Below are 20,837 nucleotides of genomic sequence, written 5' to 3'. Positions count from 1 at the left end.
TTTAAAGTATAAATATGCCATTTATAATCATATCACAAAACAAAAGTAAATTTCTATAATCAAAAATAATCTATACACCTATATAATAACACAAATATATGTTCCAATTCAAAATTAGTATTATTATCCACGCAAGATGTCTGACGTATATTCTTAAAAATCTTTTTTATTTCTTCCAAATTCATGATAATCATTATAAATTTATTATTTATAGATAATTATTATCCAATATAATATATGAGCGTATTTACATTATTATACTATAACGAATTTAATATATACCTTATAATTGAGCTTGCAGATTTTAGTCCTGCTTAGATCTTGTTTTATTGCAATCTTAAATGTAGATTTACTATTATAACATACATATTGATCTTTATATGCTAAACTTAATATAATATGTATATTGCAATTCACAATTACAACCAAAATTCTTGTAATATTTTTAGAATTTTGATAAAGGATTATTTTTGCAATATTATATTGCGCTTAGGACACAAAAAATTGTACAATGTGATATATAATTGTAATAGAATTGCCTTATTTGTAAGGTATTATGTTATTATAAGCATTGTATGAATTTACACGTTCACATATAAGGAGATGAAATGTTATGAGAAAGTCTATTTTAATTGTTGAAGATGAACTAAGAATTAGATTTTTACTTAGAGATTATTTAATAAAAGAAGATTTTAATGTTTTTGAAGCCTCAAATGGCGAAGAAGGATTATTTGTATTTAGTACACAAAAAATTGATTTGGTACTTTTAGATATTATGATGCCTGTTATGGATGGATTAACTATGTTGGAAAAATTGAGAGAAGTCTCTACCGTTCCTGTAGTTTTACTCACTGCAAAAGGTGAAGAAGAGGATAAACTTCAAGGTTATGATTACGGAGCTGATGATTATATAACAAAACCCTTTAGCCCTAAAGTTTTAATTGCTAAAGTTAAGGCTCTTCTAAAAAGAACAAGAGAAGACTTAGATTCGAGCTTTCAAGATTTTAACGGTTTGACTATAAACAAACTTTCGCATGAAGTAAAAATTGATGGTAAAGAAATAATATTATCTCCAAAAGAATACGAACTTTTAATGTACTTAGTTACTAATGAAGGAATTGCTTTAAGTAGAGATAATATATTGGATAATGTTTGGGGGATTGACTACTACGGAGATATACGTACAGTTGACACTAACGTTAAAAGACTTCGTGAAAAGCTGTTAGATAAATCTAATTATATAATTACAGTTCGTGGCAGTGGCTATAAATTTGAGGTTAAATAAATGAGGCGTAGTTTATCTAAAAGGCTATTTAGCATAACATTAGGCCTTGTTCTTGCATTAATGTTCATAACTTATTTTGCACAAGCTTTTTTCTTTGAAAGTTTTTATTCTTACAAAAAAACAATTTCATTAGTTAAAGAAGTTAATAAGTTTCATGATTTATATTCACTTCATATTGACAATGATGCTGACTTATATAAGGCCTTGCAAAAATTTGAGAATGATAATAATGCTAAAATCATCATTACATCAACAAATGGAGATATAAAATATTTTTCTAACAACATTTATAGTGATAAGGAGAGTTTTGATACCTTAACTTCTTTTGGTAAAGAATTAATAAATAATAGCGATTTGATTAATGATGTTATTACTCATTCTCAAACCAAGTACACAACTTTTACCAATGAGAGCAGCGGCTTAAGTAAAATTGGTGTAATTAGTCCTATGTCCATAACCACAAAAAATGATAGTCTTATTTTTTGCGTTGCTTCAATTCAGCCAATAAAGGAAGCCTCTGAAGTTATGAGTGAATTTTTTGTATATTTGTTTTTTGGATTGATTGTTATATCAGTAATACTTTCTTCAATTTACTCTAACCTTATATCTAAGCCTCTTGTAAACTTAACCAATACAGCAAACAAAATATCTCATATGGATTTCTCAGCAAAAGTTTGTGAAGCTGATAGAGATGATGAAATAGGAAGCCTTGCCAAATCGCTAAATTTTTTATCTAAAAATCTACAAGCTGCTTTAGTAGATTTACAGCAAAAAAACAAGAAATTAAAAGATGATATTGAAAAAGAAAGACAATTAGAAGATATGAGAAAAGATTTCATATCTAACGTTAGTCATGAACTAAAAACCCCAATAGGAATTATAGAAGGATATGCAGAAGGCATTAAAGATGGCATTGTATCTGGCGAAGACGCTAATTTATATTTAGAAACTATAATTGATGAATCAAAAAAGATGACTGTATTAGTCACTAATATGCTAGAACTTTCGAAACTTGAATCCGGGATTATAAAACCAAATTTTGAATCTTTTAATATTAATAGATTAATTAATAAAATATTAAAGAAGCATAAGCTAGACTTTGAAGAAAATAAGTTCAATGTAAACTTTAATTCATCAATACCTTATAGCTATGTTTATGCAGATCCATTTCAAATGGAGCAGGTTTTAACTAATCTTATAACAAATGCAATTAAATATACTCCTCCTGGCAATGACATAAACGTAAATATTGAAGAAGGTCTAGACAAGTTTAAAATATCTGTTCAAAATATTGGCGTAGTTATTCCTGAAGCTGAAATAAGCAAACTTTTTGATAAATTCTATAGAATAGATAAATCTAGAGAAAGAACTCAAAAGAACAGTACTGGCATTGGCTTATCAATAGTTAAAAATATACTACGTCTTCATAACAGTGAGTTTAATTTACAAAATATCAATAATGGTGTAGAATTTTATTTTTACTTGGAGAAAATAGTATCACCTGAAGGTGAAGAAGAGTAAGCGGATATACATTAAATATATCCACCATCTGCTCTTATTATTTGCCCTGTTATATACGATGAGTCTTCACTAGATAAAAATACAGCAATTTTACCAATCTCACTTGGAAGTCCAAATCTTCCTAGAGGAATCTCTTCCTCTAGGGATTTTTTTTCATCTCCTTCTAAAAATGAGTTCATTTTTGTATCTATTACTCCTGGAGCTATACAATTTACTCTTACATTAGAAGGCGCTACTTCTTTTGCAAGTGCTTTTGTAAATGAATTCAATCCGCCTTTGGTAGCTGAATACAACACTTCACAAGAGGCTCCAACTTCTCCCCACATAGAAGAAATATTTATGACAGTTCCACTTTTTCTGGAAATCATATTATTTAGGACATGCTTTGTTAAATAAATTGCTCCTAAAAGATTTGTATTCAATATCCTGCTTATTTCTTCTTCTGTTGAATCCATAAATAAACCTATATGACTTATGCCTGCATTGTTTACTAGAATATCAATCTTCCCCATTACTTTTAAAACTTCTTCAACTATCATTTGGCAATTATCAAAAGCTGATATATCTCCTTTTACTATGACTCCGTAGCCGTTTATACTCTTTATCTCTTCCAAAGTTTCCTTTGCACCTTCGTCATCAGTAGAGTAATTTATTATAACGCTTGCCCCTTCCTTTGCGAGCTCTACTGCTATAGCTCTTCCTATGCCTCTTGATGCACCTGTAATTAATGCAACTTTACCCCTTAATTTATTCATAACAAACCTTAGCCAGATATTATATAACTGAATATCTGACAAATTCACCACCTTTTAAATTTTCATTGTATTCTACTATATAACTTCTAAATAACATATTCACTCTTCATAAAATTATTTAGTTTGTATTGACTGATAATTTAAGATAATATTTTATAAATTAAAATTTTTTATAACACATGCATTTCAAGAATTTGGTCGTAATTTTCAATTGAGCATATATATGAATTTTTATTATTTAAAGTTTTCTTCAAAAACCCTTAGGACGTTTTTATAAAATATTTTTTCTATCTCTGATTCCTTAAAATGATTTTGTTTAAGTGCCAAATATAATTTATTAAATTCTGAAGCGTTTTCTATTTCCACCTCATTGTGTATTCCATCAAAATCGCTTCCAAGGGCAAGTACATCAATTCCTCCAATGTTCCTAATATGTTTTATATGACAAATCATTTCTTCTATTGAAGATACACTTTCATTTCCTAAAAAATCAGAACAAAAGTTTATCCCCATTACTCCACCCTTTTCAGCTAATAATTTTATCATATTATCATCTAAATTTCTAGGATGCTCTGTGATTGCACGTGCATTAGAATGTGAAGCTATAAATGGTTTTTTGCAAATTCTAATCAAATCATAAAATCCAGCATCTGATAAATGAGACACATCAGGAATCATGCCTAAGGCTTCACATTCTTCAATAACTTCGACTCCTTTTCTAGTTAATCCTTTATTTCTATAAGTATAACCTGCGTTAGGATACCCTAATGAGTTTTGGTAATTCCAAGTAATTGTTATGATTCTAATTCCCATATCATATACAGTTCTTAGCTTTTGTATATCTCCTTTAATGACTTCTCCTTCTTCTATAGATAAAAAAGCCCCAATCTTACCTGATTTTTCAGCATTTTTTAGCTCAGTTGTATTTCTTACAATCTCTATCTCTCCTGTATTTTTACTTATTTCTTGAGTAAAGCTATTATATAATTTTATAAATTCATCATATGGATCTTCAATTGATTCTTTCTCTATGAAAAATGCAAAAACCTGACCTAAATTTTCGCCTCTTTTTAAATTTTCAATATTAACTTTACACTTCTTATGATTAAGATTTAACTTTTCATAAAAAATTCTACTTGCAGTATCACAATGTAAATCAATAAACTTCATATATAATCTCCTTTTTAAACGTTCTTCTACTCTAAAACTGTTTTGCATAATAAAAGTACTTTTCTAAATTTTCAGGACCTCCAATTATAGTTTTATTAATGTATAAAACATCTTTACTATCAACTTCTATAGCCCACTTAATTAATGATATTTTACCACCTGTTAATTCAATACAAGTTACTGCTGATGGAAACACGCAGCAGCCATCATTGAAATAAATCCCCTCATCTGCTTCAGGAAATATATCGTTGTGAGTATGCCCGCAGATTATAACTTTTTTCTCCTTACGAGCTAAATGTCCAAGTATATGATCTATTTTTGTTCCTTTATCATAATTACTTGCCGGACTAGTTGGCGGTTTAAACCCTGCAACTCCCTCCATAAATCTCCATACATGTCTTACTAGAAACCTACTAGTTTTCCACATCTCACAATTAATAAAATCTACTTGATGCCCATGAAATGCAATTATATCCTCTTTTGATGGCATATATCTAAGTATAACTCCTTCATAAAAAGTTATATTAGAATATAAGTTTATCATCTCACGTCCAAAGCCATTTCCGGCATTTGCAAAAAGTCTTTCTTGCCGTTTTATGAATTCTGGGTTAGCTTTTACTATATCATGATTTCCGTATACCAAGCACAACCTATTATCATCATAAAAGTTATTAAGCATTGAAAAAACATCTTTATAATTATAGGCGATATCTAAACAATCTTTATTTTTCCATAATTCATCACCATCACCTAATTCTATTAAAGTATATCCATTTTCATAATAAAATCCAAGAGCAGCTTTATAAATATTTCTGTTTTGTCTTAAAGAATCAGCATACCCACCGTCGCCCCTATGAACATCACTTATAAATACTATTTTAGATTTTTCATCAAATTCAATTAATTTACCATTTTTATATAACCTCTTAAAAAAGTCATTGCTTTCTGTGCATTGTTCTTTCATATAAAAAGCCCTATAACATTATATTGATTTCATTTATTATATGAATACGAACTTTTATTTGATGACTAAAATATTTATTAATATCCAAATTAAATACTTAATTAAAGTCCTTATTATAGATAAACAATATATAACCTGGACTTATGCAATAATCCACCGAAAGTAAAAACATTGTTATTTCACAGGACTATGAAAATTTCGCTGAAAGTGCTAAATTGCAGGTTGCACCACTAATGCTTGCTCCCAATTTCATTGTGACAAGCATTAGTTGAACAACCTGCAATTAAGAGCTTTTAACAGCTCATTTTCAATGCCTGCTGCATAAAAATGTTTCTACTTTCTAGTATGGTATTCATTGCAAAGTATAAGCCTAATTCTTAAGTTGTTCATCTATATAGATAACACAATCATAAACTATAACCTAGACTATGCAATCTATTCCAACTAGAAATGGGTGATATACTTTTGTGGAATGTTTCATTGGTAATTATGATGGATGTAATTCTTAATTGAAATTCCAAATCTATGATTTGGTCAATTGAAATTACTCAGTGAACGAAGTGAGTCGAGTTTCCTTTGAACTATTCATAATGTGATAGTTCAAAGCTTGTTCTTTGAGGCTAGCACTTTGGGTGCAACTTTATAGTCTTAGAATTACCCATCAAAATAACCTAGAAACTGGAACAAAAGTATATTATTCATTTCGGCGAGTTATACGCATAAGCATAGATTATAGTTGGCTTATCTATAAATAAAAGGTAAAGATAGTATTTTTATAAACTATCTTTACCTTAAATATAACATTTTCAATTAGTATGAGATCTATGAAACATTTTATACCAAACTACATTTAGTTGAAATTTTTATAATATTTGAATTAATACTCTGCAAATATTCTTTTTATTTCAGAGTAGTCTTTAGTCTTAGTAAGTGCCAGTGTAAGTAATATCCTAGATTTTGGAGGTGATAATGTATAACTTGGAATGCAATTTGAGTATTTATCTATAGTTGAATCTGTTAATATTATACCGTTTCCTATTCTTGAAGATCTCACAACTGGAATCCCCTTTGTTTCAAGATTCCTGATTTCTTCCAACCAATTTGAGCTGAAAGTACCACTTCCCGCACCCGCTATTACAATTCCTTCCGAGTTTTGAGCAAAGTAGTCAATAATCGAAGGATCAGCGTCAATATGGAAATATGCGATAGAAACCTTAGGCAGCTCAGTTAATCCTGTAACATCAAATTGTGAATAAATTGTATGTGGTTTTATTGACTTATTAAAAAAGAATGGTATATTGTCTCTCATGTAACCAAGGCATCCAAATTCAATTGAGTTAAAGGCATTTGTTTTAAAGGTGTTGATTTTTTGGACATTTCTTCCACTATAAATTCCATCTGAAAAAACAACCATTGCTCCATGCCCTCTTGATAAATCGCTAGCAGCTAATGCTACTGACTGATATAAATTTAAAGGTCCATCTGCACTTGTTGCAGTTGAAGGTCTCATTGCTCCTGTTAGTACGACTGGTTTATCTGTTTTAACTGTTAAATCTAAAAAGTATGCTGTCTCTTCTAATGTATCAGTACCATGGGTTATTACAAAGCCATCGACATCGTCTTGCTTTGAAAGTTCATTTATTCTATTGGCAAGAGTTAACCAATGATTCATAGTTATATCATTACTATCAACATTAGCAATCTGCTCACCATATATATTAGCTATTTTATCAAGGTTTCTGACACTACTAACCAGCACTTCTATATCTATGTTACCTGCTGTATAATTAGTAGTCTTCCCCTCTTCTCCTGTACCAGCTATAGTTCCTCCAGTAGCTAGAATTATTATATTTTTTAATTCAGAATTTTTCGGATTAATTTGTATCATTTTTATCCTCCCCAATTTCTATGTGCCATATTTTCTAAAACAATAAGTCGAAAATATATGCATTTCTTTATATATTTTAACGAGTTAGTGTATAGATTTATTATTCTACTTATAATACCTAATAAATATAAATTATAGCATATTAATAAATAAATCAAGTGAAAAACCATGAAAAATATATAAAAAGAACATTGTTTCTCACTATCATTAAATATTGAAATTGAAACAATGCTCTTTATTTCTCATATAATAAATTTTAATTGTTAATTACTTTATCTAAGAACTCTTTACATCTATCGCTAGTAGGTGCAGTGAATATTTCTTCTGGAGGACCTTCTTCAACTATATATCCTTGATCCATAAATATAACTCTATCAGATACATCTCTAGCAAAATTCATTTCATGAGTTACTACAACCATTGTCATTCCTTCTTGAGCTAGATCTTTCATAACCTTAAGAACTTCACCAACCATTTCAGGATCTAGTGCAGAAGTTGGTTCATCAAATAACATTATCTTAGGATTCATTTCAAGAGCTCTTGCAATTGCAACCCTTTGTTTTTGTCCACCAGATAAAGTATCAGGATAAACATCTTTTTTATCTTTTAATCCAACTTTGTCCAATAATGAAAGAGCTTTTTCAGTTGCTTCAGCTTTGTTCATCTTCTTTAATTCTAAAGGTGCTAATAACATATTTTGAAGAACTGTTAGGTGTGGAAATAAATTAAAAGATTGAAACACCATTCCGATTTCTTCTCTTAATTTATTTATGTCCTTATTATTTACAAGCTCTTGCCCTAGTATTGTAATACTACCAGCTTGAATTTCTTCTAAACCATTAAGACATCTTAAGAAAGTACTCTTTCCTGATCCTGAAGGGCCTATAATGCAAAGAACTTCACCTTCTGTAACATTTACTGATATATCTTTAAGAACTTCTAATTGTCCATAACGTTTTTTAAGATTCTTAGCGCTTATTACCATAGCTGATTTTCCTTTCTATATAACTTGATATTAAAGTCAATATTGTTATTACTATAAAATACATACAAGCTACAATTGCATACATCTGAAGTGCCTTAAAGTTTCTTGCAATAATAATTTGACCTGATGATGTAAGTTCTCTTATACTAATAACTGTCAATATTGATGTATCCTTCAATGTAACAATAAATTGATTTAATATAGATGGAATCATAATCTTAACAGCCTGAGGTAAAATAACCTTTCTCATAGCCTTTGAGTAATTAAGTCCCAAACTTCTTGCAGCTTCCATTTGACCATTATCTACAGCTTGTATTCCGCCTCTAAATATTTCAGCCATATAAGCTGATGCATTTACAGTAAGAGTTATTACACCTGCAACTATAGGGTCAAATCTTATACCAAATGCCTGTCCAACACCAAAATATAAGAATAAAGCTTGAACCATAAGTGGTGTTCCACGGACAATGTAGATATATATTGTAGATATACCTTTTAAAATTTTTGAAGTACTTATGCTAAATATTCCTAAAATTATCCCGAATATAACTGCTAATATTAATGATATTACTGCAACTTCTATTGTTACTGAAAGCCCGCTTAATAAACTAGGTAGACTATCTTTTAGTAGTTGAAAAATCTCCATTTTTAATTCTCCTTACTATTTTCCTATATATTGACCAACAATTTGGTCATACTTTCCATCATCTTTTAATTTCTTTAATCCTTCATTAAATTTCTTTAATAGATCTTGATTTTCACCTTTTTTAACTGCAAATCCATAATTTACAGCATCTAATTTATCTCCAACAATTTTTAATTTTGCTCCACTATCAACTTTAATCTTGTACGCAATAACTGGGTAATCTTCCATTAGGAAATCAGTATTTCCATTTTCAACAGCTTGGAACATTGATGGAGAATCTTCAAAATAATTCAACTTTAATCCATATTTAGATTCATTATCTTCAGCAAATTTTGCTCCTGCTGTTCCCTTTTTTATTGAAACACTTTTTCCATTTAAATCATTGACTCCATTAATTGAAGTGTTATCCTTATTTGTAACTATTGATAACCCTGATACAAAATATCCATCTGAAAAATCTAATGTTTGTTTTCTTTCATCAGTTATAGTAATAGCTGCTATAGCTCCATCCAATTGATTAGCTGTAAGCCCTGGAATTATTCCGTTAAAATCCATTGGTTTTAATTCATATTCAAAATTTTCTTCTTTTGAGATTGCATCTAAAAGTTCTACATCTATTCCTTTATATTTCCCATTATCTTCGAAAGAGAATGGTGCAAATTTTGAATCGCATGCAATAACATACTTTTTATTTCCTTCACCTGATCCTGTATCACTCTTTGATGCACCACATCCAGTCATTAGCCCTATAGACATTACTGATGCTAATAAAATACTTAATAATGATCTTTTGTTCATTTTTCCTTGCCCCTTTGCAATATTTATTTAATTTTAATTAAAAAATCTAATTTATTGCACTCTGAAAAAACAATTCCACGCAATAAATTTCAAATGATTTTTTACTTCATTATGAAACTTATTATATAGTTTAATTCAAAAACTGTCAATGCATTAAGTATATGTATAAATATAACAAGCCATATAATAAAATAATTATATCTAATATATATGCGCGTTTATAGGCAATATTTACTGTTTCAAAACAAAGATTTTATAAAAGCTATGTATTCATAATTATGAATCAAGTGATGCATTCTCCTTCATTTTTGATATTTAATACTTATTTTATGAATTAAGTTTTTATTTCAATTTCAAATTCAATTTTAATAGGAAAAAGCTATAAATTAGAAACATCGTCTCCTAAGTTCATAGCTTTTTAATTTAAAATAAACTCATAGCTTATTTTAATCATTAGTAGTTCATATTTTATCTACTATTTATTTAGCAATATATTGATCAACGATCTTATCATATTGCCCATTTTCTTTCAATTTTTTCAAACCTTCATTGAATTTCTTTAATAAATCTGCATTCTCACCTTTTTTAACTGCAAATCCATAATCAACATTTGTTAGCTTATCTCCTGCAATTTTTAATTTTGAATCAGGATCAACCTTAATTTTATATGCAATAACAGGATAATCTTCTAATAAGAAATCGCAATTCTTATTTTCAACAGCTTGGAACATTGATGGAGAATCATCAAAATAGTTTAGCTTTAATCCATATTTTGATTCATTGTCTTCAGCAAATTTTGCTCCTGCTGTGCCTTTTTTAAGTGATGCATTTTTACCTTTTATATCGTCTACACCTTTTATATCAGCGTTATCTTTATTAACGACTAATGATAGCCCTGAAACAAAATATCCATCTGAGAAATCTAAAGATTGTTTTCTTTCATCTGTAATACTCATTCCTGCAATAGCACCATCTAATTGATTAGATGTAAGTCCAGGAATAATTCCATTAAAGTCCATTGGCTTTAAATCATATTCAAATTTCTCTTCCTTTGCAATTGCATCTAAAAGTTCTACATCTATACCTTTATATTTTCCATCTTCCTCAAAAGAGAATGGTGCATATTTAGCATCACATGCAATTACATATTTCTTGTTTCCATCACCACTTTTTGCCGAATCATTTTTTGATGACCCACAACCTGCCATTATACCTACTGTCATAACTGATGCTAGTACAATTCCTACTAACGATTTTTTGTTCATTTTTTTTCCCCCTTAATTAATTAAAAAAGTATTTTATTAATAATTCTTATTTTATAATAAGTTAAAATTTTTATACATTCTTTGTAAATATAGAAGTTCTTATCATACTTTTACATTCAAAAAGCAAAACTCTCCTTCTAAATAAAAGCTTACCCTAAACTTTACTTCTTATACTATAATGCTTTCATTAGTATTTACTCTTGATTCTAAATGTAGAAGATGCTCCGTTATAAGCTTTTCTGCATTTTTACTATCTCTATTAATCAGTGCTCTTGCTATATTTATATGTTCTTCTTTTTCATTCACAAACTCTAAATGTTTGCTATCTGTCATTAGTATCCGTGATAAATTTTCCATAACTCCTTCACACATTTCAATTAAAAGAGAATTGTGAGTTGCCTTTATGATCGACATATGAAACATATCATTTAACTCATTAAACCGTGCAATCTCATTTTCCTGCGAGACTTCTGGAAATTTCGCAGCTAATTGCATTATATTTTGCAATTCCGAATCACTAGCCAGCTTAACTGCTAAACTTACAGCTACTTTTTCAAAAATAAATCTCATTTGAAAAGATTCTCTTATATTTTTCTGTGTTATAGGTTTTACTAAATAACCTTTTCTAGGTAAAGATTTAAGATATCCTTGAATCTCTAACGCTCCTAGCGCATCTCTTACAGGTGTTTTACTCACATTGTACTTATCTGCCAATTCTGATAATGTAAGAAAATCGCCATCCTTTATTCTTTGGTTCAAAATATCTAACTTAATTTGCTTATATATTTCTTTAGCATACGATTTTTCAGCTTGACACAGATTTATCTCTCCTTTCACTGAAATTCATTGAAATCCCACTGATATATCAGCAATAATAAATAAAAAAAAGCAATAAAACACCTATATAAAATAAATGCTCCATTGCTTTATCTATGTCTTATTATATTTTATAGCACTACCATTTGTCAATATTTTATTGATATTTTTTTATATTTATCACAAAACTTATTAATATATTGAGAATTTAACAATTAATAACAAACAAATCTAGATTCTCCCCCTTATGCACTTTCTAAAAAACACATAAAATAAAGACTGAAAGCCATAAATATTATGCTTTCAGCCTATATCTTTATATAAACAGAATTAATTACATGCTAAGAACTTATCTCTATAGATAAACCTACTAAGACCTTAACTTATGCATATAACTCACCGAAATGAATAACATACTTTTATTCCAGTTTCTAGGTAATTCTGATGGGTGATTCTAAGGCTATAAAGTTGCACCCAAAGTGCTAGCCTCAAAGAACAAGCTTTGAACTAGCACATTTGGAACAACTTATAGCCAAAGAATCACATCCATCAAAATTACCAATGAAACATTCCACAAAAGTATATTACTCATTTCTGGTCAGAAAATATTTCATAGTCTAAGTATAGTTTATGATTCTGTTATCTACACAGGATTCCACAATGATATTCAAACTTGTGAAATTTCAATATCGCTGTTATTTAGGAAATTGAAACAGTAGATATGTAGTGTTATGAATATGGAACCCTATAAACAGATCAATTATAAGTTAGATCTACACTATGAAATATATCCTAACTAGAAAGCAGAAACATTTTTATGCAGCAGGCATTGAAAATTAGCTGTTAAAAGTTCTTAATTGTAGGTTGTTCCATTAACGCTTGTCACAATGAAATTGGGAGCAAGCATTAGTGGTGCAACCTGCAATTTAGCACTTTCAGCGAAATTTTCATAGTCCTGTGAAATAACAACGTTTCTTGTTTCGGTGGATTATTGCATAAAGTTTAAACTATGCAAATGGATTTTCAGTTTTGTAAAGCATACCTTTTGGTTGATTGAATCCAACTTCTTTAACACCTAGATATCTAAATAAGTTGTAAACTGCTTTTCCAAAGTGTCCAAATGCAACTGCTCCATGATGAGGATATCTTCCTTCTACTAATACGTGACGATAGAATCTTCCCATTTCAGGAATTGCAAATACTCCTATAGCTCCAAATGAACGAGTTGCAACTGGTAATACTTCACCTTCTGCTACATAAGCTGTAAGTTCTGCATCTGCATTACTTTGTAATCTGAAGAATGTAATATCTCCTGGTACTATGTCTCCTTCAAGTGTTCCTCTAGTTATATTTGGTTCTTGATTTGGTTCAAGAGCTCTTGCCATAATCATTTGGTTTTTCATTGTTCCACATGTTAATTTACAAGCTGCTGTATTACCACAGTGGAATGCCATGAATGTATCATTTAATGAATAATTAAATTTCCCTTTAACTTCTGATTCATACATATCAGCTGGAACTGTATTGTTTATATCAAGTAATGTTACAACATCTTGGCTTATGCAAGTTCCAATGTATTCACTTAATGCACCATAAATATCAACTTCACATGATACTGGGATTCCCATAGCTGTTAAACGGCTGTTTACATAACATGGTACAAATCCAAATTGTGTTTGGAATGAAGGCCAGCATTTATTTGCAAATACAATGTATTCTCTTGAACCTTTATGTTCTTCCATCCAGTCTAATAATGTAATTTCATATTGAGCAAGCTTTGGTAAGATACCAGGCATTTTATTTCCTTCACCTAATTCTTTTTCCATGCTAGCTATAACGTCTGCAATTCTTGGATCATCTTTATGATCATTAAATGCAGCAAATAAATCTAGTTCTGAGTTTTCTTCTATTTCAACACCTAAATTGTATAATTGTTTAATTGGTGCATTACAAGCTAAGAAATCTTGAGGTCTTGGACCAAAAGAAATTATTTTTAAGTTCTTTAATCCTAATAATGCAGTAGCAACTGGCACAAATTCAGAAATCATTCCTGCAACTTCTGGAGCTGTTCCTACTGGATATTCTGGAATGTATGCTTTAATGTTTCTTAAAGCTAAATTGTAGCTTGCATTTAACATTCCGCAATATGCATCTCCACGTCCACCTATTAAATTATCACCGCTTTCTTCTGATGCAGCTGCAAACATAACTGGTCCATCAAATTCTTTAGCAAGTAAAGTTTCTGAAGTTTCAGGACCAAAGTTTCCTAAATATACAACTAATGCGTTTACTCCAGCTTCTTTAACTTCAGCTAAAGCTTTTCTCATATCCTTTTCATTTTCAACAGCTGTTTGACATTCAAAAATTTCTCCATTAAAAGCTTCTACTACTGCTTTTCTTCTATTTGCTGATAATTCCATTGGAAAACAATCTCTGCTTACTGCAACAATTCCTAATTTTACTTGTGGTATATTATTCATTGTCTAATTCCTCCATTTTACTATGATCTTTTCATTTCATTTAATTTATAATGTCTTTCTTATTTCTTATAGTTTATTCTTATAGTTTATTTAATAATTTTTATGCTTATTTAAGTCTTCTTATAGTTTATTTAAATTTATTATTATCAAGTAAATATCAGCTATATTTCTTTGCTGATTTATATATAATAAGCAAACATATTTAAATCATAGAGTCCATATGTCTGCTTAGATTCAAAATAAATTAATGGATTTTAATTTCTATTTATAATCTATTTTATTGAGATATTTTCTCCAACTAACCCTATAAATGCTCCTTGTTCACCTAAATCTGTATCCTTGTGACCAATTAGCCATTTATTTCTAGCAAATAATAATGCATCTTCTCCACTTTTTTCAGCCTTGTTTTCTAAAGGTAAATTTGTGTCCCTTGGTAGAACTACAACGCATCTAAAACCTTCTTCATTTACATTACAAGGTGCATAATGAAGAGTAGTTGCATATACTTCAATTGCAGTTCCAGCTGGAACTTTGAAAGCTTCAATTTTAGATGTATCATATGAGTAATCGTCTTCAATATCTTGTTGACTTCCTATAAGTAATATAAGATCAGTTGCTGCTATATTAATCTCAGATGAGCGATGATATTCTACTGCATTTAACATATAGTTGTTACCATTACAGTATCCTATTTGTATTGGTAATTCTCCATATTCTCTATCTTGTAACTCTTTAGCTATAGCTAATTCTTCAAGTTCCTTAATTGATGGTTCATATATTACATCTTCTGGTAGTGGTGTACTTTTCATCTTTTCAATTATTTCTGTGCAATCATAGTTTTTTAGTACTTGTCCATACTTTTTAAACTCTTTATCATTAACATTTCTAATAATCATATTAATCTCCCTTTCTTAAATATACATTTATTAAAAATCTATAAATATATTTCTAACCAATAATTTATTATTGTAATTACATAATTTCACACTAATCTTTTCACACATCTTCATACATATCTTTTAATAATTTTAACTTTTATAATAATGAATAGATTGGTTTTAATATATTTATAGATTAATTAATTTACACACTTTTAATCCAAATCTTTTTATATATGTTTAGCTATATTTATTAATATTTTAAGGTTAAATCTATTTTTCTAAAGTTTTACCATAATCACTAAATTTCCTCTACTATATCGTAGATTTGATTACTTTAATATCTATTTCTTTGCTACATTAATAGCCTTTTCAACAACATTTTCTACAGTGAATCCAAATTTCTCGAATAGGATTTCTGCTTTACCTGATGCTCCAAAAGTATCTAAAGATATAACATCTCCATCAAGACCTACATATTTATGCCATCCAAAGCTTGTTAATGCTTCTACTGCAACTCTTGCACGAACTTTATTTGGCATAACTGATTCTTTATAGCTTTCGTCTTGAGCATCAAATAATTCAAATGATGGCATACTGATAACTCTTGCATCTATACCCTTAGCTTCTAATTCAGCTGCTGCTTTGTAGATTAATTCTACTTCTGACCCTGATGCCATTAAAAGTACATCTGGAGTTTCTTTCTTAGAATCTTTTAAGATATATCCACCCTTTAATGCTCTCTTAGGACATCCATCATATAGTGGTAACTTTTGTCTTGTTAATACTAATGATGTTGGAGTAGTTCCATTAGTTACAGCATAGTACCAAGCTGCTGCAGTTTCTTTTGAATCTGCTGGTCTAAATACTGTCATGTTTGGCATACTTCTAAGAGCTGCTAATTGTTCTATTGGTTCATGAGTTGGCCCATCTTCCCCTACTCCAATACTATCATGTGTTAATACATAAGCTACTGGAAGATTCATAAGAGCTGATAATCTCATAGCACCCTTCATGTAATCGCTGAATACAAAGAATGTTGCACAGAATACTTTAAGTCCTCCATGAGCATACATTCCGTTAGCGATAGCTGCCATAGCATGTTCTCTAACCCCAAAGTGAAGGTTTGATCCGCTTCTATCTTCTGCTGAGAAATCTCCTCTATCGTTCATATGAGTTTTGTTAGATGGAGCTAAATCTGCTGATCCTCCAATGAAGTTTGGAATTAGTTTAGCTAATCTATTTATCATTATTCCTGAAGATTCTCTTGTAGCCATTTCTTTATCAAATCTCCAAAGTTCTTCATTGTTTAATAAAGCTTCTTTATCAAGTTCCCCACTCATCCATTTAGTATATTCTGCTGCAAGTTCTGGATAAGCTTTTGCATATGATTTAAACAACTCATTCCAAGCTTCTTCAGTCTTTTCGCCTTTTGCTATGTGTTCATTCATATTTGTATACACTTCGTCTGGCACGTAGAATGCAGGCTCAGTCTTCCATCCTAAGTTTTCCTTCATAGCAATTACATTGTCTGCTCCTAAAGGTTCACCATGTGCTGAAGCTTTTCCTTGTTTTGCTGGGCATCCAAAACCAATTTGATTTTTAACTATTATAATAGAAGGTTTTGTTGTTTCTGCTTTAGCTGCTTCTATTGCTTTTTCTATTGTATCTATATCATTTCCATCTGCTACATTTAGTACTTGCCATCCATAAGCTTCGTATCTCTTAGCTACATCCTCTCTAAATGCTATGTCTGTATTTCCTTCAATTGAAATATTATTTGAATCATATAATACGACTAATTTTCCAAGACCTAAAGTTCCAGCAAGAGATGACGCTTCTCCTGAGATACCTTCCATAAGGCATCCGTCTCCAACTATAGCATATGTATAGTGATCAACTACGCTATAATCTGGTTTATTGAATTTTTCTGCAAGATGTGCTTCTGCTATAGCAAAACCTACTGCATTACAAATACCTTGTCCAAGTGGTCCTGTTGTTATTTCAACACCTTTTGTATGACCAAACTCTGGATGTCCTGGTGTTAAACTTCCGAATTGTCTAAAGTTTTTAATATCTTCAACTGTAAGTCCATATCCAAATAAATGTAGCAATGAATATTCAAGCATTGAACCATGTCCTGCTGATAATACAAATCTATCTCTGTTATCCCATTCAGGGTTCTTTCCATTATGATTCATCTTTGTCCATAATGTATAAGCCATTGTAGCTGATCCAAGTGGTAAACCTGGATGTCCTGATTTTGATTTTTCAATAGCATCTGCTGATAATACTCTTATTGCGTTAATAGATAATTTATCTAATTCTCTACTCATCTTTATCCTCATTTCATAGACATATTTTTTTATAAGTTCTTAGTTGTGCTAATTAAGTCCCATGCTGCGCTTCGAATTCATTTCAAACCTGAAATAATCTTAGCTATCCTTCATTATCTTTTCAAAAGGTTCCTATTTTACCACACCTTTTGAAGTTGTTTTATGTTTTCATTTATAAATTCTTAAATTCTTATATTCTTATATTCTTAAGAATATATATTTTTATCTCTGTCATTTGGAACATGAATAAATCATAAATGATAGTCATACTTTTGCGAAAGCATTATATCAAAATATTTATCCATATACATTTATGCTTTCCTAATTTCAGAATCTAGCCATTATATCTCTAAATTACTCTTGTAATTTTAAAATGTATCCCATAGATATTAATCTTTATATTATTACTATACTTTGAAAAATATCTAAATCAGAAATGATGGCCATGCTTTTGTGGAAGCGTTACATCAGAATATTTACCATAAACATTTACACTTTCCTAATTCTCAGAATCTAGCTATTATATTTTAAAATTACTATTGTAATTTTAAAATATACCCAATAGATATTAATCTTTATATTATTACTATACTTTGAAAAATATCTAAATCAGAAATGATGGTCATGCTTTTGTGGAAGCGTTATATCAGATGATTTAGCTGTAGACATTTCTTCAGTAGAAGTTGTTCTATTTATGCTTGTCCTTAGCTTGTCTTAGGAACATGCATAAATAGTGCAACTTCTGCTGCTAGAAATTCACGGCTAAATCATCAATAACCTGAACAAATGCATGATCTTCATTTTGACGAACTATTTTCCAAATGCTGCTGCCCAGTCTGCTTTGAATCTTTCTAATCCTTGATCTGTTAATGGGTGTTTTAGCATTTGCATTACTAAACTATAAGGCACTGTTGATATATCTGCTCCTGCTTTTGCTGCTTCTATTACATGAATTGGATTTCTTACGCTTGCTGCTATTATTTCTGTTTCTATTCCGTGAACTGCAAATATTTCCGCTATATCTCTAACTAAATCCATACCTATCATTGAGATGTCATCTACTCTTCCAAGGAATGGGCTTACATATGTTGCTCCTGCATTTGCTGCAAGTAAAGCTTGTGTTGCTGAGAATATTAATGTTACATTTGTTTTAATTCCTTCACTAGCTAATACTTTAGTTGCCTTTAATCCTTCAGCTGTCATTGGAATCTTTACTATCATATTCTTATGAATTGCTGCAATTTCTCTTCCTTCTTTTATCATTCCTTCAGCATCTTCACTTACAACTTCTCCACTTATTGGTCCATCAACTATTTCTGTAATTTCTTTTATTACTTCATTGAAGTCTCTTCCTTCTTTTGCTATTAATGATGGATTTGTTGTTACACCACATATTACTCCCATTTCATTTGCTTCTTTAATGTGTTCCACATTTGCTGTGTCTAAGAAAAATCTCATTTTATTAACATCTCCTCTTTGTTTAATTAAAAATCATTTAATATATAAGGTTATCTCAAATAAGAAATTTTAATTTCTTACTTAAGACTCACCTTTATGTAAATATTTATTTAATAACACATAAGAAATTTGCTCTTAATTCGGAGTTCCAATCAAAAATCAAGAACATAAATCTAATATGAAATAAATAGATATTTAGTTTTATATAAAAGGCTTGTCTTAATCTGGAGTTCCAATCAAAGATTAAGACTCCCCTTAATATAGCTATGCTTACATAACTTTAAAAATATATTTTAAAAATTTATTTAATAAGTTTTTAAATTAATAGAGCAGCTTTCACCACTCCATTATTTAATTTCTAAGAATTCTTCTATAGGCATCATAGCAGCTCCTAGTAGATAAGATTCTTTAAAACTTGCAATACTTATACTGCAATTATTTTCATTTGTAAATAAGTTATCTTTATAAACCTCTTTTTTTAGCATATCTATCTTATCATTAAGTAAATTATTTATATCTCCACCTATTACTATGCTGCTAGGATCAAATATCATAACCAAATTCGATAGACCTAAAGACAATGTTTTTAAATAATCATTTAATACATCATGAGCATCTTTGTCATTTTGATTATATCTTTCTTCAAATTCATCAATATCACTAATATTTGAACTATTAGCTTCATTATAACTATCAATCAGAGAATTCATAGATGTGTATGCTTCTAAACAGCCTCTAGCTCCACACTTACATTTTTTTCCATCAATTGCTATCTTAGTATGACCTAATTCTCCTGATGAGTTATTGTCACCTCTGTAAATTTTTCCATTTATTATTATACCGAGGCCTAAACCTTCTGTTATTGATACATATAATAGATTTCTTAGTATATCTCTTTTATTTAAAAACTCGTAGTAAGCAGATAAATTTGCTTCATTATCTACATATACTGGAATGTCTAAGTATTCGAACTTTTCCTTTAAATTAAAATCTTTGGCGCCTAACAAATATGAATACTTTATTATGCCTTCTTTAAAATCTACGGTTCCAGGTAATGAAATCCCTATTCCTAATAAATTTGCAGAGCATAAATTATATTTCTTCATTAACAAATCTATATTTTCATTAAGTAAATTTATTATGTTCTCTATTCCATCACTATTATGTCTAACTCGCATACTTTCAATAACTTTTTTCTTTATATTTACTAATGATATCTTTATATGATTCGGTGTTAGTGCTACTCCAATTGAATATCTACAGTTTTCATTCAATTTAATAGCAATTGCTTTTCTTCCTCCTGTAGATTCCAACGATCTTACATCTTCTACAATACCTTCGCTTTTCAATTCTGTAATATTTGTAGAAACTGTTGTTATACTTATATCTAATATTCTAGATATATCTAATTTGGTGATCTCATTTTTCTTTAATAATAATGCTATTATCTTTTTTCTGTTAGTTTCTTTTATTTTACTGTGATTTACTTCTATCAAACTTTAAAATACTCCTCTCGACTATTATCAGTAATAGTAGCTTTTTCTTAAATAATATCACTATTATTATTTTTGTTAAAGTATTTAAAAAACTAT

General features: G+C 29.5%; 16 protein-coding genes. 2 read left to right on the top strand and 14 right to left on the bottom strand.

From position 1 onward, the window contains the following. Positions 1 to 613: 613 nt before the first annotated feature. Complete coding sequence (locus F3K33_RS12275; protein ID WP_012058614.1) at positions 614 to 1,285, top strand: response regulator transcription factor; 672 nt, start codon at positions 614 to 616, stop codon at positions 1,283 to 1,285. Further along, a complete protein-coding gene (locus F3K33_RS12270) occupies positions 1,286 to 2,806 on the top strand; it encodes a sensor histidine kinase (protein ID WP_039769768.1) in 1,521 nt (506 codons plus the stop codon). Positions 2,807 to 2,817: 11 nt separating this feature from the next. Here F3K33_RS12270 and ymfI read toward each other — a convergent pair whose 3' ends face one another. The 14 genes from ymfI to F3K33_RS12200 form a co-directional block, all read right to left on the bottom strand. Continuing rightward, positions 2,818 to 3,561 carry an elongation factor P 5-aminopentanone reductase gene (gene ymfI / locus F3K33_RS12265; protein ID WP_031276316.1) on the bottom strand — a complete coding sequence of 248 codons (744 nt, stop codon included), beginning with the start codon at positions 3,559 to 3,561 and terminating at the stop codon, positions 2,818 to 2,820. 234 nt (positions 3,562 to 3,795) lie between these two features. Continuing rightward, entirely contained in the window at positions 3,796 to 4,731 is a 936-nt protein-coding gene (locus F3K33_RS12260; RefSeq protein ID WP_039769770.1) for a dipeptidase, read from the bottom strand. Between the two features lie 31 nt (positions 4,732 to 4,762). Then, positions 4,763 to 5,695, bottom strand: a complete 933-nt coding sequence (locus F3K33_RS12255; RefSeq protein WP_023976725.1) for a metallophosphoesterase — start codon at positions 5,693 to 5,695, stop codon at positions 4,763 to 4,765. 877 nt (positions 5,696 to 6,572) lie between these two features. Then, positions 6,573 to 7,583, bottom strand: coding sequence for an asparaginase (locus F3K33_RS12250; protein ID WP_039769772.1), 1,011 nt, complete (start codon positions 7,581 to 7,583; stop codon positions 6,573 to 6,575). 256 nt (positions 7,584 to 7,839) lie between these two features. After that, the gene (locus F3K33_RS12245) at positions 7,840 to 8,568 is read right to left on the bottom strand and encodes an amino acid ABC transporter ATP-binding protein (protein ID WP_012058608.1); all 729 of its coding nucleotides are present in this window, start codon (positions 8,566 to 8,568) and stop codon (positions 7,840 to 7,842) included. Further along, positions 8,552 to 9,214: an amino acid ABC transporter permease gene (locus tag F3K33_RS12240; protein ID WP_023976727.1), complete on the bottom strand. Its 663-nt coding sequence runs from the start codon at positions 9,212 to 9,214 to the stop codon at positions 8,552 to 8,554. Before F3K33_RS12240 ends, F3K33_RS12245 begins: the two co-directional genes overlap by 17 nt. 15 nt (positions 9,215 to 9,229) lie before the next feature. Next, positions 9,230 to 10,012 (bottom strand): transporter substrate-binding domain-containing protein, encoded by a 783-nt coding sequence (locus F3K33_RS12235; protein WP_017213117.1) that lies wholly within the window; start codon positions 10,010 to 10,012, stop codon positions 9,230 to 9,232. A gap of 479 nt (positions 10,013 to 10,491) precedes the next feature. After that, positions 10,492 to 11,277, bottom strand: a complete 786-nt coding sequence (locus F3K33_RS12230; RefSeq protein WP_012058607.1) for a transporter substrate-binding domain-containing protein — start codon at positions 11,275 to 11,277, stop codon at positions 10,492 to 10,494. A 168-nt stretch (positions 11,278 to 11,445) separates the two neighbouring features. Beyond that, entirely contained in the window at positions 11,446 to 12,114 is a 669-nt protein-coding gene (locus tag F3K33_RS12225) for a GntR family transcriptional regulator (protein WP_017213118.1), read from the bottom strand. Between the two features lie 986 nt (positions 12,115 to 13,100). Beyond that, positions 13,101 to 14,573 carry an L-fucose/L-arabinose isomerase family protein gene (locus tag F3K33_RS12220; protein ID WP_054249117.1) on the bottom strand — a complete coding sequence of 491 codons (1,473 nt, stop codon included), beginning with the start codon at positions 14,571 to 14,573 and terminating at the stop codon, positions 13,101 to 13,103. Between the two features lie 272 nt (positions 14,574 to 14,845). Continuing rightward, positions 14,846 to 15,469, bottom strand: coding sequence for a DUF4867 family protein (locus F3K33_RS12215; RefSeq protein WP_023977089.1), 624 nt, complete (start codon positions 15,467 to 15,469; stop codon positions 14,846 to 14,848). A 326-nt stretch (positions 15,470 to 15,795) separates the two neighbouring features. Then, positions 15,796 to 17,787: a transketolase gene (gene tkt / locus F3K33_RS12210; RefSeq protein ID WP_154862459.1), complete on the bottom strand. Its 1,992-nt coding sequence runs from the start codon at positions 17,785 to 17,787 to the stop codon at positions 15,796 to 15,798. Positions 17,788 to 18,597: 810 nt separating this feature from the next. Further along, positions 18,598 to 19,245 (bottom strand): fructose-6-phosphate aldolase, encoded by a 648-nt coding sequence (gene fsa / locus F3K33_RS12205; RefSeq protein WP_012058602.1) that lies wholly within the window; start codon positions 19,243 to 19,245, stop codon positions 18,598 to 18,600. Between the two features lie 347 nt (positions 19,246 to 19,592). Next, on the bottom strand, positions 19,593 to 20,741 hold the full coding sequence (locus F3K33_RS12200) for an ROK family transcriptional regulator (RefSeq protein WP_012058601.1): 1,149 nt from the start codon (positions 20,739 to 20,741) through the stop codon (positions 19,593 to 19,595). Between the last annotated feature and the right edge of the window lie 96 nt (positions 20,742 to 20,837).

The organism is Clostridium beijerinckii, from assembly GCF_008705175.1.
Classification (GTDB): Bacteria; Bacillota; Clostridia; order Clostridiales; family Clostridiaceae; genus Clostridium; species Clostridium beijerinckii.
The sequence above is the reverse complement of the archived record's forward strand: the minus strand, read 5'-3'. Positions and strand labels throughout refer to the sequence as shown.